General features: G+C 62.4%; 13 protein-coding genes. 7 read left to right on the top strand and 6 right to left on the bottom strand.

Annotation, left to right across the window (positions count from 1 at the left end):
- Positions 1-125: 125 nt before the first annotated feature.
- The gene (locus ATJ93_RS19255; protein ID WP_120246278.1) at positions 126-371 is read right to left on the bottom strand and encodes a HalOD1 output domain-containing protein; all 246 of its coding nucleotides are present in this window, start codon (positions 369-371) and stop codon (positions 126-128) included.
- 477 nt (positions 372-848) lie between these two features.
- Complete coding sequence (locus ATJ93_RS19245; protein WP_120246276.1) at positions 849-2,306, bottom strand: MATE family efflux transporter; 1,458 nt, start codon at positions 2,304-2,306, stop codon at positions 849-851.
- A 292-nt stretch (positions 2,307-2,598) separates the two neighbouring features.
- Between ATJ93_RS19245 and ATJ93_RS19240 the strand changes: the two genes are divergently transcribed.
- Positions 2,599-3,753 carry a cobalamin-independent methionine synthase II family protein gene (locus tag ATJ93_RS19240; RefSeq protein WP_120246275.1) on the top strand — a complete coding sequence of 385 codons (1,155 nt, stop codon included), beginning with the start codon at positions 2,599-2,601 and terminating at the stop codon, positions 3,751-3,753.
- Between the two features lie 211 nt (positions 3,754-3,964).
- Here ATJ93_RS19240 and ATJ93_RS19235 read toward each other — a convergent pair whose 3' ends face one another.
- A complete protein-coding gene (locus ATJ93_RS19235) occupies positions 3,965-4,579 on the bottom strand; it encodes a TetR/AcrR family transcriptional regulator (RefSeq protein ID WP_120246274.1) in 615 nt (204 codons plus the stop codon).
- Positions 4,580-4,730: 151 nt separating this feature from the next.
- Between ATJ93_RS19235 and ATJ93_RS23820 the strand changes: the two genes are divergently transcribed.
- Positions 4,731-4,904: a hypothetical protein gene (locus ATJ93_RS23820; RefSeq protein WP_170155611.1), complete on the top strand. Its 174-nt coding sequence runs from the start codon at positions 4,731-4,733 to the stop codon at positions 4,902-4,904.
- A gap of 216 nt (positions 4,905-5,120) precedes the next feature.
- On the opposite strand, the gene ATJ93_RS19225 is transcribed toward ATJ93_RS23820, so the two are convergent.
- Positions 5,121-5,876 (bottom strand): pirin family protein, encoded by a 756-nt coding sequence (locus ATJ93_RS19225; protein WP_120246272.1) that lies wholly within the window; start codon positions 5,874-5,876, stop codon positions 5,121-5,123.
- Positions 5,877-6,075: 199 nt separating this feature from the next.
- Between ATJ93_RS19225 and sod the strand changes: the two genes are divergently transcribed.
- Positions 6,076-6,678: a superoxide dismutase gene (gene sod / locus ATJ93_RS19220; protein WP_120246271.1), complete on the top strand. Its 603-nt coding sequence runs from the start codon at positions 6,076-6,078 to the stop codon at positions 6,676-6,678.
- A gap of 147 nt (positions 6,679-6,825) precedes the next feature.
- Here the strand turns inward: sod and ATJ93_RS19215 are convergent, their stop codons facing one another.
- Both ATJ93_RS19215 and ATJ93_RS19210 read right to left on the bottom strand, forming a co-directional pair.
- Positions 6,826-7,806: an ArsR/SmtB family transcription factor gene (locus ATJ93_RS19215; RefSeq protein WP_120246270.1), complete on the bottom strand. Its 981-nt coding sequence runs from the start codon at positions 7,804-7,806 to the stop codon at positions 6,826-6,828.
- A gap of 154 nt (positions 7,807-7,960) precedes the next feature.
- Positions 7,961-9,631 carry an aldehyde ferredoxin oxidoreductase family protein gene (locus ATJ93_RS19210; RefSeq protein ID WP_120246269.1) on the bottom strand — a complete coding sequence of 557 codons (1,671 nt, stop codon included), beginning with the start codon at positions 9,629-9,631 and terminating at the stop codon, positions 7,961-7,963.
- Positions 9,632-9,941: 310 nt separating this feature from the next.
- On the opposite strand from ATJ93_RS19210, the gene ATJ93_RS19205 reads away from it, so the two are divergent.
- From ATJ93_RS19205 to ATJ93_RS19190, 4 genes are all read left to right on the top strand, one after another.
- Complete coding sequence (locus tag ATJ93_RS19205; protein WP_120246268.1) at positions 9,942-11,324, top strand: aspartate aminotransferase family protein; 1,383 nt, start codon at positions 9,942-9,944, stop codon at positions 11,322-11,324.
- Positions 11,325-11,346: 22 nt separating this feature from the next.
- Entirely contained in the window at positions 11,347-11,736 is a 390-nt protein-coding gene (locus ATJ93_RS19200; protein ID WP_120246267.1) for a Rid family detoxifying hydrolase, read from the top strand.
- Between the two features lie 139 nt (positions 11,737-11,875).
- Positions 11,876-13,156: an amidohydrolase gene (locus ATJ93_RS19195; protein WP_120246266.1), complete on the top strand. Its 1,281-nt coding sequence runs from the start codon at positions 11,876-11,878 to the stop codon at positions 13,154-13,156.
- Positions 13,157-13,278: 122 nt separating this feature from the next.
- Positions 13,279-13,926, top strand: coding sequence for a hypothetical protein (locus ATJ93_RS19190; RefSeq protein WP_120246265.1), 648 nt, complete (start codon positions 13,279-13,281; stop codon positions 13,924-13,926).
- The last annotated feature ends 153 nt before the right edge of the window (positions 13,927-14,079 follow it).

Here is a 14,079-nt window from a genome sequence, read left to right as displayed (position 1 = left end):
CGACTGACACCAATCTAAAATGGAGATGCAACTCTGTCGATCTCAGTAGCACAGAGATCCATCCAGACGGCCTTGCCGAACGCAGTACAAAGCTGCCATCCGTCTCGAGGGAGCCAGAAGAGCAGCTAATTGTTCCCCTCGTTGGGTTCGTCTATGGTTACGCTCTCTGCATCGATAGAGACAGCAAATCCGCTGTACTCGAATTCGACGCGAACGCCAGCATTCGAGTTAGCGATCACCTTCGTTAACGCCTCTGGATCGATCACTTCGTACAGTGGCTCGAGTTCTTCCGGTCGCCTCTCAGTATACGCAGCGATCGCTCGCACGACCGCGATACTAGCAGACTCGTCGGTATCAATCTCGTATTCCATGGCTCTCTAGTAATGGGGGTACCCCCATCCCCGCGACGAGCGTTCCATATCGAGTATATTAACGCTGGCGAATAGATCAGCGGTATTAGGGTATATGTACATTCTACGCATAACACCCGAATTCGAAAAAGTGTTTCAAACCATATTACTGAATGTGGAACGGGGATGACGAAGAAAACGGTGAAGGTGCGTGGGAGAACTGGCACTGCAACGATGGACCTGACGATTCCCGCAGCAATCTCACGAGAGTACGATATCGATCAGGGGGACGTATTCGCTATCGAAGCTGCGGAAGACGACGATGGACGCTTAGTTCTAGAATACACTCGAGTGTACGCTGGTGAGTGACGACACGCGTTTCGTCCATCCAGAATATCGGTACCGAACTCCCGGGTGGCTGCAGTACGTTGTGGGCTGAAGTGCCCGTACTCCACTCGGAGGATTCCTCGGGGGTCACGACGGGACCGTTCGATCAGTTCAGTCGCTGTGCGACGACTGCGGTCGGTAGCTGCGACTGACGACCTTCCAGTGGCCGGTGGTAAACCGGTAGTAGGTGATCACGGCGGGGACGAGCGTCTCGAGTATCAGCGCCGCGTACAGCGCTTCGATGCCCAGCGGCGTGACGGCATCAAGAAGGGGCACCGGTAGCGAGATCGCACCGAGGGCGGCCAACGGGAGCGCGAAGACATATAGTCCCAGCAGTTGCCCGTAGAACGGCCAGCGGGTGTCGCCGCTCGCGCGGAGCGGGCCGGTTGCACCGCCGCTGACGCCGCGGAAGATGACGCTGATGCAGGCGACGACGATGAACGTCGTTACCAGCGGCAGGATCGACGGATCGTCGACGAAGAGCCGGCCGACCTGTTCAGCGAAGAGGAAGACGCCCGCTGCGCTGAAGAGGTAGACGGCGGTCCCGAATCGGAGTACTTCCTGTCCGTACCTGTCTGCACCCCGTTCGTCGCCGGTGCCGAGCTCCTGGCCGACCAGACTCGAGGAGGCAAGCGAGAAGCCCCAGCCGGGCGTGTCCATCAGGTCTCGCACGCGGCGGGCGACGACGTAGGCGGCGACGACGTTCGGGCCGAACAGTGCGACGATCGCGAGCATCGGGAACTGCGCGGCGCGCCGGGCCACGTTCGTGAACACGAGTGGGGTTCCGATGTCGATCACGTCCCGAACGTCGGCGAGGGTCGTGTAGGGTCGACGGAGACGCACGGTAACGGGGAATTCGCCGATTAGCGGTAGCCAGCCGACGGTGAATCCGGTGATGAAGGCCGCCAACACGAGCACGTTCGCCGCGACGGTCCCGATCGCCGCGCCGACGACGCCGAGCTCGAGGACGAACAGCAGGACGGCGTTGATGACGACGTTGACGACTGCACCGCCCGCTCGCAGCATCATCGGCGTCCACGCGTCGTCGGCGCCGACGAGCGTGCGGCTCCCGATCAGGTTCAGACCCGCGAAGGGGACACCCAGCGCGACGATGTGGAGGTAGTCCGCACCGTAGTCGATCGACGCGGCGTCGTCCCCGACGAGCCCGATCAGTCCCTCGGGGAGCGTCCAGAACAGGGCCGCGAGCGGAACGGTAATCGCGACGACCACGAACGCGCTCGTCGTTACGGCCAGCGATAGCTCGTCGTCCGCGTTGGCGCTGTACCGCTGGGAGACGAGACTGATCGTCGCCCCGGCGACGCCGCCGCCGAACGCGAACGCGAGTCCCCAGAATGGGGTCGCGAATCCGACGCCAGCGATCGCTGCTGGTCCCAGCGCTATCCCGACCATCGCCACGTCGGCCGCGGATTTCGACATCCGGGCGATCCCGGTCACGATCCGCGGCCAGGCGAGATCGGTCGTTCGCTCGACGCGGCGCGGGTCGACGACGTCCGCTCGAGCGAGGAGGTACCCGATCGAGAGCAGCAGCCATCGGAACGGATTCGGCACTCGAGAAGCCACGATAGTCGGTCCGTGTCTCAGGCGTAAAACGCTTCATATATCAGCTGTATGTAACGGTCGTTTGTCCGCTATGGGTGCTGGTATCGATGATTAGGACAGAAATAGAATACAATTCACTAATCTTCTACATGTGTGTGAGCGGGTTACACGCGACCGTCTCTCACGACAAAACCGGCTTCGATCATCCTCGGTGGTGACGACGATGAGAGTCTGGAAGTAGGGCCGGCCAAATACCGTTGGTTATATTATGGCGTGCATTTATTACTCGGGTGAGTACTCAATGACAGATACCGAAGATCGGATCCGCACGACGCACATCGGGAGCCTTCCGCGGCCACCGGAGCTTCTCGAGCTTCTCACGCGGCGCCAGGACGGCGAGGAGGTCGATCAGGACGAGTGGGAGTCCACCGTCGCAGACGCCACGCGAGCCGTCGTCGAACGCCAGGACGAGGTGGGGCTCGACATCGCCAACAACGGCGAGCAGTCCCGCGTTTCGTTCAACTGGTACGTCGAGGACCGACTGAGCGGAATCGACGGCGAACGCGAGCAGGAACTCTGGGCCGATCTCCAGGAGTTCCCGGAGTACGCCGAGGAGACGTTCAAAACGGACGTCATCGATCTCTCGATGCAACCCGTCGTCGCCGACCGGATCGAATACACCGGTCACGAGGAGGCGGACGCCGAGATCGACGGGTTCTTCGAGGCCCTCGAGGATGTCGACGCCGACTTCGAGGACACCTTCATGACCTCGGCGTCGCCGAGCATCGTCACGGCGACGCACGTCAACGACCACTACGACGACTACGCGGAGTTCCTCTTCGACGTCGCGGACGCCATGGCCGAGGAGTACGAACGCATCGCCGACGCCGGTCTGACGATCCAGATCGACGCTCCCGAGTTCCTCACGACCGGCCAGACGGCGGCGTACGCAGACGCGCCGCTCGACGAGATCAAGGAGATCACGCAGCTCCACGTCGAGGCGCTCAACGAGGCCCTCGAGAACGTCCCGGCGGATCAGGTCCGACTCCACACCTGCTGGGGGAGCTACGAGGGTCCCCACCACCTCGATACGGACCTCACCGATCTCCTGCCGGTGATCTACGAGGCCGACATCACCGGACTCAGCATCGAACAGGCCAACCCCCGCCACCAGCACGAGTACCGTGCGTTCGCGGAGCATCCGGTTCCCGACGGGTGGACGCTGATCCCGGGCGTCGTCGACGTGAAAACGAACATCATCGACCACCCGGAGACCATCGCGGATCGCCTCGAGCGCGTCGCCGACGCGGTCGACGACTCGACGCCGATCGTAGCCGCCCCCGACTGTGGGTTCGGCACGCAGGCCGGTCTCGGCATGGTCGATCCCGAGATCGCGTGGGCCAAACTCGAGGCGCTCGTCGAGGGCGCTGAAATCGCTACCGAGCGGCTCTACTAAGTACTACCTCGAACGGCCGAGTTCCGTCTTCGATTCGGTTGTTTCGCCTATTATACCTGTCTGATCTATTGTGACTATTGCACCTATTGCTCCTATTGGACCTATTCCAGCTAGTATCCCTACTCTCCCTATCGGTGTCCGTCCAACACGCGGTATCGCGTAAAGAGATATTGTCGCTAGTCGGACGGCCGATCCTCGTCTGTGGGGTAGTTCACTCGTCCGCGTATAGCGAGTCGAGAACGAACTCGTCAATAGCCCGACGCGCGTCTTCGGGAGCGTCATCATCGCCGAGCGAAATCCGGCGCTCTCGAGCGGCGTGGATCACGTCGGTCAGCAGTTGTCCCATCTGTGCGGCGTCGACGTCGCGGAACACGCCTTGCTCGATGCCCGCTTCGATGACTTCGACGATGCTCTCGCGGAGTCGCGTGTAGTGGGCGTTGAAAATCTCGCGGTGTCGCTCGTCGTTTTGAGCGTGTGCGAACAGTTCGTGATACACCTTCATGCGGTCCCAGTGGGTGAACTCGTCGAATTCGGGCCCGAACAGACACTGATCGATCCGTGCGTCGAGTTGGTCTTTCGGATCCGCCTCGCTATCGACGGTGACGCTCCCCTCGTACTGTTCGATGACGTACTCGAGAAACGAGGCCATGAGATCGTACTTCCCGTCGAAGTGGTAGTGGATGACCTGCCGGGTCATGTCCATTTCCTCGCCGATATCGCGCATTCTGAGGTCCTTGTACCCGTGCTCGCTGATAGCACGGAACGTCGCCTCCATGATCACCTCCTGCGTGTCTTTAGAAGAAGCCTCCCCCTGGGGCTCGCTCATATACCGCATTCAGCGGCGTCCCGTATATAACGATTGCTCCGAGTACGACCGGTAGATGGTAGTACGGCTTCTTCGTTCAGAAAATTCCACTCAGCACGGAATCAATTGTCACGTAAGAAGAAATATGTGTGGCTGGGGTCACATCATACACATGAACGATGATGCTGTCGTTCAGCGGCTCAATCTAATCATCGGCCTGCTGGTTGTCGTCATTGCAATATTGCTGTGGCCGATTCTACCGAAGTTGTTGTTTATCACTGGGTTGGTTCTATTCGCCGTTGTTGCGGGCCTGATGATTTGGGGAATGACTCAGACATATCGGTAGGTATGCCTTCAGATCTCGATCGAATGGGAGGGACGGACGGATCGGTCTGTGATTCCGCTATTCGCCGGCGAGCAAAATAGTAAGTCCTTCCTGTAGGTCGATACAGTTACCGCGTCAAAATACCGGAGAACTCGAGAGAAGACGGTCACTCGCTAAGAAGAAAGCCGAGAGGGCTCGTGCATCTCATCGGCGGCGACGATATTCGCGCACGCGAAGTTAGAGGACGAACGGCCCTCGCTGGCGGATCGGATCGCCGTGTGGGCGTCCGGAGACGGCGACGACGCGGAACGGCTCCTCGGCTTCGAGAACGATGTCCTCGTTCCGATCCGCCTGGATCGGGAAGACGTCACCTTCGGCAAAAGGACTCCCGTCGACCGTACCCTCTCCTGCAACGCCGTAGAGGAAGCCGGCCCAGTCGTTAGGCAGCGACCACGTCCAGGTATCGGTGACGCGGCTGTCGTAATACTCCATCTCGGTGTGAAGGTCGATCGGCGACCCGTCGCCGACGACAGTCGTCACGGTTGCGCCCTTCTGGTCCTCGGTCGGCAGTTCGTCGGCCGTCGCGTCGGCGTAGTCCGGCTCAGCGTCTTTGTCTGCGTCCGGGAGGTTCACCCAGAGCTGGAGCCCGTTACAGGCCTCCCCGTCGGCGGCGAACTCCGAGTGTCGGATCCCGCTGCCGGTCGTGATCCGCATCGCTTCGCCCGCTCGAGCCGTGTAGCTCACGTCGAGGGTGTCCTCGTGGTCCATTCCGCCCTCGAGCATGTAGGTGACGATCTCGAACCCCTTGTGGGGGTGCATCGGAAACCCCTTCTCGGGATCGATGTAGAACCGCTCGAAGAGGACGAACGGGTCGAGGTTTACGGGGTAGTTCTCGGTGGGGAACGCGCGGTTCGCGGTGACTCCGGCCCCGTGCCGAACCAACCCGCCCGAGAGCGGTCCGTCTCGGTCGGTCGGCGTTTCGTTCGATGACATACCTGACCTCGTTCCTCACTCCTGATAAGGGTCGCGTAGCCGGAAACGCGGACTAGTCGAGAAACAGATATGGTTTCTCTCGATCCTGGCCACAACGGATGGAACGGCGTGAAAATCCAATACCCAATATCTAACCGATGTTACTTGAACGGGATACAGAAAATCTTCATATCCGTCCCGTTGCTATTCGAGACTGGACATGAGCGACTACGAACTGCCGCCGCTTCCGTACGACTACGACGCACTCGAACCGCACATCAGCGAACAGGTCCTCACCTGGCATCACGACACCCATCACCAGGGCTACGTCAACGGCTGGAACAGCGCCGAGGAGACCCTCGCCGAGAACCGCGAAGAGGGCGACTTTGCCGGCTCGGCGGGTGCCATCCGAAACGTCACCCACAACGGCTCGGGACACATCCTGCACGACCTCTTCTGGCAGTCCATGAGCCCCGAGGGCGGCGACGAGCCCGAGGGCGACCTCGCGGACCGCATCGAGGAGGACTTCGGATCCTACGACGCCTGGAAGGGCGAATTCGAGGCCGCCGCATCCAACGCCGGTGGCTGGGCGCTGCTCGTCTACGACTCCTTTAGCAACCAGCTGCGCAACGTCGTCGTCGACAAGCACGACCAGGGCGCACTCTGGGGCAGCCACCCGATCCTCGCGCTGGACGTCTGGGAACACTCCTATTACCACGACTACGGCCCGGCCCGCGGCGACTTCGTCGACGCCTTCTTCGAGGTCGTCGACTGGGACGAGCCGTCGTCGCGCTACGAGCAGGCCGTCGAACTCTTCGAGTAAGAGACGTTCGCCGTACCGTTGGCATCACGGCAGCCGATCTCCGTTTTCGGTATCGGCTGCGTTCTGTTTTATGCGATCGCGGTGGTTCACGAAACCACGCTATTGTTGCCTGCTGTCCGATCCGAACTCGAGCGCTACTACAGCCGTCTATTGGGGCAGGTGTTCGACGACCGCCGTCTCGAGGACCGATCCGGTTTCGTCGAGTAGCACCTGCAGCTCGTCACCCTCGCACGGAAGCGTGAGCTGTACGCGGAGTGGCTCTTCCTCGATAATCGTCGTCCGAGTATCGCTGACGCACCAGTCGAAGCGCCAGAACGGGGCCGTGTTCAGGTCGACGCCGCGCTTGGAGTGGAAGACGAGAACGTCGGCGTTGTCAAGCAGGGTAAGGCCGACCGTCGACTGCAGCTGGTAGCCACACCGTTGGCAGACGTGTTCGACGGCGACGGTCTGATCGTCGGCGTCGGGATCGCGGACGAGATCGCTTTCGACGGTACCCGTACACTCCGGACAGACGCCGTCGGCGGCGAGACAGTAGTGATGGCGAACGTAGTGGTGAAACGCCTGCAGGAGTTCCTCGGTCGAGCGATCGTCGAGGCCGCCGGTCGGGAACGGGTAGCTCACCTGAATCGCGCCGCAGTCGGTACAACCGATCGTGAGCGTATCGTCGACGTACCAGCCCTGCAGCGCCCCGTCGCAGTCGTAACACGAGCCGTCGACCGGGAAAAAGCCGAGCTTCGCGCGTTCGGTGAAGGTTCCGCTGAAGATCGAACTGACGACCTTCCGGCCGGGGTAACGGAACTCGTAGCCGTCGTCGGTCTGTGCGATGAAGTGGTCGGTGAGCTGCTGGAGGTGGTAGTTGAAGTTCGCGCTGTCCTCGATATCGACCGCCTCGAAGAGTTCGGTGAAGCTGACCGGGGACTCGTCAGCGTCGAGCTCGAGCAGCGACCGAAGAATGTCGACGCGCGTTTCGTTGCCCAGTGTGGCGAACACGTCCGCTGGGAGCAATTGGGATTCGGTCTGTGCGATGGCACCCGGTTCCGTATCTGCGTCCCCCTCCGGTCCGGTATCTCGATCGGCCCCTTGTCCCGATTCCGCGTCGGATCCGACCGTCCGGTCGAACTGGCTCATACGCGTGGCCTAGTTAACCAGGTGGTAAAGCCTGTCGACCGACTAGTTTCGATTCGATCCCGAACGTCGACGCTCGCGAGGATGGGCGCTTCTGCTCATCGTGTGGCCACAGCTAACTACTGGACACGGTTCGGACCGAAGTCGATATCGTCGGTTAGACGGAGATACCCGCGGGAACTGCGTCGTCGGGAACGACGCCGTCTTCCCACCCGCGAGCGTCGTAGTACTCCTCGAGCGCCTGTTCGAAGTCCGGAATCTCGTACGGCAGGTCGTCGTCCGACGCGTCGAACCCGCGCTGGTTGTTGAAGTGACGCTCGAGGGTGACGACTCGATCGCCGACCGCGAGCAACTCCTCGAAGTCGGCGCCGAACAGGGCCTCGTACCGGTCGGGACTCATGTAGTCGCGGGAGAACTTGCAGACGACCCCGGAGTCGTTGAGCGCCATCAGGTTTTCCCGCCGGACGAGTCGGTCGGCCTTGCCGACGGTACCGGTCGGGTCGAGGGCCTGCTCGTCGGGGACGAGCGGGTATTCGACCGAGTAGAAGACCGAGTACATGTGGTCGGCACCGCGGTTGGCGACCGCGTACGAGAGACCCTGACCGTGAAGGACGCGGCCCTCGTGGGCGGCGAAGTCCATCCCTTTCACCGTCCAGTTGTCGACGCCCAGTTCCTCGTGGACGCGGTCGATCCCCTCCGCGAGGGTGTCGCCGACGCCGTCCCGGAACGCGATCTGCTCGACGAGTTCGTGGATCAGGTCGTCGTTGCCGAACTCGTCCTCGGCGGCGAGGTACGCCGCGACGGTGTTCCCGGCGGAGATCGCGTCGAGACCGTACCGATCGCAGAGTTCGTTGGATTTCATCACGTCAACGATATCGTCGACGCCGGAGTTGGAGCCGAAGGCCATCGCGACCTCGAACTCCGGACCTTCGGTTTCGACGCCGCGTTCGTCGTCCTTCGTCGGGAGCTTACAGGCGAAAGCGCAGGCCGAACAGGTGCCTTTCTTGTACTTCTTCTCCTCGACGGCCGCGCCGTTGATCCCCTCGACGCCCTCGAAGGACCGCTCGGAGAAGTAGTACGACGGCAGGCCGTCGATCTCGTTCGCCAGGTCCATCACCGCGACGGTCCCCTGGCGTTTCATGATGTGGTCGTCCGTCGCCGCCTCGCTGTGGATCTCGTTTTGCGTCGCGGGAATCTCGATGTCGGGCGCGGAATCGCCGTCGAAGGTGATCGCCTTGACGTTCTTCGAGCCGAGCACCGCGCCGAGGCCGCCGCGGCCGAACGCCCGCTCCTCCGAGGTCATGATCGACGCGAACCGAACTTCGCGTTCGCCGGCCGGTCCGATGACGGCGGTCTGGTCCGCCGTGATCCCGCGTTCGTCTTCGAGGTACGCGACCGTTTCGGGGACGGTCGCATCCTCGAGGTCCGGGACGGACTCGAACCTGACGCCGTCGTCGCGGACGTGGACGACGACCAGTTCGTCGCTCGCGCCGGTGAGTTCGACGGCGCCGTAGCCGGTGGCGGTGAAGTTTCGGGACATGAAACCGCCGGCGTTGCTCGAGAGGAGGCCGTCGGTCAGCGGCGAGACGCCGGTGCAGTTCATCCGCCCCGTAAAGCTCATTCTCGAGGCCTGCATCGGCCCGGTGGTGAAGAACAGTCGGTTATCCGGGGCGAACGGATCGACGTCGAAGGGGATGCGCTCGTGGGCGAGCCGCGTCGCGACGCCGCGGCCGCCGATATACTCGCGATGGACCGCCTCGATATCCGTTTCGTCCGTCGTCCTCGCCCCTACGTCGATCGTCAATAGGGGTCCGCGACTGTGTAGCATACTTCGTCATTTCCGGGACCGCTATTAGGCTTTGTCCATCGAGGGATCGAGTCCGAATACAGATATATCGGATTTAAAATTAGGGGGCTCTCTAATCACACTGTGAAAAAGGGCGCTAAACGGGACTTGAAATCTTCTACCCGAATTTCACTGTTTGATATAACCATTTCTTCTCATATGTGTTTGAAATGCGCCCTTTATTATGGTCAAATCTCATTTACTTATTTCGCGATCTGTAACCGGTATCTGTAGATGGTCTGTATGGTTAGTGTGGACAAATTATTAATACCTGTTTCACTTGGAGTGACGTATGACGGCAGGACCGCCGATCGACGAACTCCACTTCGACGAGGCACCGAACGTCGACTCCGTCCCTGGGCCGAAGACCCGGTCGCTGCTCGAGAAACAGCGCGAAATCGACAGCAGCGCGGTCGCGTACCCGAACGACATCCCGATCGCGTTCGAGGAGGGGAAGGGGGCAACGGTGCGCGACGCCGACGGCAACACCTACATCGACCTCTTCGCGGGGATCGGCGTGCTCAACGTCGGCCACGCGAACCCCTACGTGCTCGAGGCCGTCCACGAGCAGGCCGACAAGTTCGTCCACACCGTCGACTTCCCGACCGAAGCGCGCCTCGAGCTGATCGAGAAATTAGACGAGATCGCGCCGGACGGACTGCAGGGCAACAACCGCGTCGTCTTCGGCGGGCCGACGGGCAGCGACGCGATCGAGGCCTCGATCAAGCTGGCCAAGTACAACACCGGCGGCGACGGCCTCATCGCCTTTCGCGGCGCCTACCACGGCGCGACGACCGGCGCGATGAGCGTCACCTCGAACAAGAAGTTCAAGGGCCACTACACGCCGCTGCTCTCGGACGTCGTCCACGCGCCGTACCCGCACCCGTTCCGCCAGGATAAGACGCCCCAGGAAGCGGTCGATCACGCGCTCGAGGAGGTCCAGGCGATCGTCGAGGACCCCTACGGCGGACTGGCGAACCCGGCGGGGATCATCGTCGAACCCATCCAGGGCGAGGGCGGGATCGTCACCCCGCCGGAGGGCTTCCTGCAAGGGTTGCGCGAAATCGCCGACGACAACGACGTCGTGCTCGTCTTCGACGAGATTCAGAGCGGGCTCGGCCGGACCGGCGAGTGGTGGGCCAGCGACTGGGCGGGCGTCGCGCCGGACGCGATGACCTCCGCGAAGGCGCTGGGCGGCGTCGGCTTCCCCCTCTCCGCGACGATGTACAAGGAAGAACTCGACACGTGGGGGTCGGGCGATCACGCCGGGACCTACCGCGGCCACGTCGTCGGCATGCGCGCCGGCACCCGCGCCATCGAGTACATTCAGGAACACGACCTGCTCGCTCACGCCCGCGAACTCGGCGAGTACATTCGGGATCGACTCCGCGAGGCCGCCGACGGCACGGAACGGCTGGCCGACGTCCGCGGCAAGGGCCTGTTCATCGGGGCCGAATTCGTCGACGCGGACGGTCGGCCCGACGGCGACGTCGTCGACGCGATCCAGCAGTACTGCTTCGAACGCGGCGTCCTCGTCTGGACGGCCGGCCGCCACGGCAACGTGCTCCGATTCCTTCCGCCCCTCGTGCTTACCCACGATCTGGCGGAGACGGCGCTCGACGTCGTCGTCGAGGCGATCGAACACGAGACGGCGGAAGCCAAGCGGGCCGCCTGACGTCGCCGCTCGAGCCCCAGCTATGGCAGACACCACCCCCATCGAAACTGACGGCGCACCGAGCAACGACAACCCCTACTCCCAGGGCGTCCGCGCCGGCGATACCCTGTACGTCTCCGGCTACGGCCCCGTCGATCCCGAGACCGGCGAAGCCGTGAAAGGCGACGTCCAAACCCAGACCCGGCGCATCCTCGAGAACATCGCCGCCGTCGTCGACGAAGCCGGCGGCGACGGCCTCGCGGACGTCGTCAAAGTCACGGTCTACCTGACCGACCTCGAGGACTACGACCGGATCAACGAAGCGTACGGAGCGAAGTTCGGCGGCGAACCGCCGGCTCGCGTCTGCGTTGAGGTCTCGCGGCTGCCCGAGGACGTCCGCGTGGAGATGGACGCGACGGCGTACCTGGGCTAACCGCCGGTCGGTTCGACGGTCAGCGTCCAGACGGCTGATCGAATTTCCAGCCAGTGAACGGTCCGATACTGAACATTCGTAGTCTGGATACGATTATCGACCATCATTAAGTAGATCCCGCTGGTAATGTTGGGAGACAATGGCATACGAGGTTCGAAACAGGTTGCGCGAATTACGGCGCGCGTTTCACCGGCATCCCGAACCCGGGTGGCGGGAGTTCAAGACGACGGCCCGCGTCGTCGAGGAACTCGAGCGGCTCGGGGTCGACGAGATCGCCGTCGGGCGGGAGGCGATGGCGACCGACGCGCGGATGGCCGTTCCCGACGCCGACGAACTCGAGCCGTGGCTCGAGCGGGCGCGCGAGGCCGGCGTTAGCGAGGACGTCCTCGAGCGAACTCGCGGCGGGCACACGGGCGTCGTGGCGGTCGTCGAACAGGGCGACGGGCCGACCGTTGGGCTACGGGTGGATCTCGACGCGATCTCGATGGCGGAGTCGACGGCCGACGATCACCGGCCGGCCGCGGAGGGGTTTCGCTCGGAACACGACGGCTACATGCACGCCTGCGGCCACGACGCCCACATCGCGATGGCGCTCGGGACCATCGAGGCGGTCCAGGAGAGCGACTTTGCGGGGACGCTGAAGGTGTTCTTCCAGCCCGCCGAGGAGATCTCCGGCGGCGGGAAGGCCATGGCCGAGGGCGGGTACCTCGACGACGTCGATTATCTGCTCGCGTTGCACGTCGGCCTCGACCATCCGACGGGTGAGATCGTCGCCGGCGCCGAGAAACCGCTGGCGATGGCCCACGTAACGGCGACGTTCGAGGGTGCCAGCGCGCACGCGGGAAAGGCGCCGAACGAGGGCGGGAACGCGATGCAGGCCGCCGCGACGGCGATCCAGAACGCCTACGGGATCCCCCGCCACAGCGACGGCATGACCCGCGTCAACGTCGGGTACATCGAAGGCGGTACGGCGAGCAACGTTATCGCGGAGGAGATCGCGATGGAGGCGGAAGTCCGGGGCGAGACGACCGGCCTCATGGAGTACATGCGGACGGAACTCGAGCGCGTCTGCTACGCCGCGGCCGAGATGCACGACTGCGACGTCACGCTGCGGGTTACCAGCGAGTCGCCCCGAGCGGACAGTCACCCGGCGTTGCGCGATCTCATCGAACGGACTGCTCGAGGGGTCGACGGCGTCGAACGCGTCGTGCCGACGACGGAGTTCGGCGTCAGCGAGGACGTCACCTACCTGATGAACCGCGTCCAGGACGGCGGCGGCCTCGCCTCGTATCTCCTCGTCGGAACGGATCATCCGACGAACCACCACACGCCGACGTTCGACATCGACGAGCAGAGTCTCGAGATCGGCGTCGACGTCCTCACCGAAACCGCGGTCGAACTCTCGAAACGGCCGGTCTGAATCGTCCAATCCCGCGGGCCTCGGGCGTTAGAACTCGCTTTCCTTACGGGGAATTAGCATCATTATAGAATCAAATCCTGTCGAACAGAAACGTTAATTCGCGAGCCATCTGTGTGTGATGTATGAGTCAGGACGACGTTCCGGAGTCGCTGCAGACGGCGGCGGACTCGGATCGGCCGCGAGGTATTCTTACGCCGTCGGACCGTGACTTCTTGCTCGGGCGGAAAACCGACTACAAGGACCACTCGAAGAAACAGAAGCGAAATCGCATCCGACGGCGGGTTCGAAACGCGATTCTCGATTTCAGTATTCTGTTCGAGTACATGGAGGAACGCGACCGCGAAACGGTATTCGATCCCGACGATGAAGATCGCGACGCCTACACCCAGGGGATCACCGATATGCTCGCTTTCCTCCACCTGGGGACGATGGGCTACCACACCCCGTTCAAGGACATGCTCTCGGAAGGCGTCGGCAAGGCAGAACAACGCCTCGCAGGGTCGAACTACCGAATGGTCAACGTCGAGTTCAACGTCGATCCGGTCGGCCAGATCGACGTCGACGAAGTCATCGCAAAACTCGAGAACGAGGAGTTCGCCCAGCTCACCGACGAGGAACTCCGTGCGTTCGTCCGCCTGCTGACGATGTCCGACGCGTTCTCGCCCGAAGACACCCGCGAGGAGATCAAGGATCGCGTCGACGAGTTTTCCGATCGAGTCGCCGAGAGCGCCGCGGTCCGCGACGAGAAACTCGAGGACCTGACGAACTAACGGCCGCCACCGAATCCGGTTTCACTTTCCGTGTTCTCGATCTCGAGTCACCGCTCGTAGCGACGTCTTTCCCGAACTGCCTTTCGTCCGTAGTCAGTTATTGAACGCTCGAGGTGCCGTTCCTATTGCCGGTCTGCATTCGAGTATGCGATG

The organism is Halopiger aswanensis (genome assembly GCF_003610195.1).
Classification (GTDB): domain Archaea; phylum Halobacteriota; class Halobacteria; order Halobacteriales; family Natrialbaceae; genus Halopiger; species Halopiger aswanensis.
This window is presented reverse-complemented; position numbering and strand designations above follow the sequence as displayed.

What these genes read in the sequence shown, in the direction of transcription:
- ATJ93_RS19255 (WP_120246278.1), bottom strand. Translation starts at nt 371, where the DNA reads ATGGAATACGAGATTGATACCGACGAGTCTGCTAGTATCGCGGTCGTG.
- ATJ93_RS19240 (WP_120246275.1), top strand. Translation starts at nt 2,599, where the DNA reads ATGACAGATACCGAAGATCGGATCCGCACGACGCACATCGGGAGCCTT.
- ATJ93_RS19235 (WP_120246274.1), bottom strand. Translation starts at nt 4,579, where the DNA reads ATGAGCGAGCCCCAGGGGGAGGCTTCTTCTAAAGACACGCAGGAGGTG.
- ATJ93_RS23820 (WP_170155611.1), top strand. Translation starts at nt 4,731, where the DNA reads ATGAACGATGATGCTGTCGTTCAGCGGCTCAATCTAATCATCGGCCTG.
- ATJ93_RS19225 (WP_120246272.1), bottom strand. Translation starts at nt 5,876, where the DNA reads ATGTCATCGAACGAAACGCCGACCGACCGAGACGGACCGCTCTCGGGC.
- sod (WP_120246271.1), top strand. Translation starts at nt 6,076, where the DNA reads ATGAGCGACTACGAACTGCCGCCGCTTCCGTACGACTACGACGCACTC.
- ATJ93_RS19215 (WP_120246270.1), bottom strand. Translation starts at nt 7,806, where the DNA reads ATGAGCCAGTTCGACCGGACGGTCGGATCCGACGCGGAATCGGGACAA.
- ATJ93_RS19210 (WP_120246269.1), bottom strand. Translation starts at nt 9,631, where the DNA reads ATGCTACACAGTCGCGGACCCCTATTGACGATCGACGTAGGGGCGAGG.
- ATJ93_RS19205 (WP_120246268.1), top strand. Translation starts at nt 9,942, where the DNA reads ATGACGGCAGGACCGCCGATCGACGAACTCCACTTCGACGAGGCACCG.
- ATJ93_RS19200 (WP_120246267.1), top strand. Translation starts at nt 11,347, where the DNA reads ATGGCAGACACCACCCCCATCGAAACTGACGGCGCACCGAGCAACGAC.
- ATJ93_RS19195 (WP_120246266.1), top strand. Translation starts at nt 11,876, where the DNA reads ATGGCATACGAGGTTCGAAACAGGTTGCGCGAATTACGGCGCGCGTTT.
- ATJ93_RS19190 (WP_120246265.1), top strand. Translation starts at nt 13,279, where the DNA reads ATGAGTCAGGACGACGTTCCGGAGTCGCTGCAGACGGCGGCGGACTCG.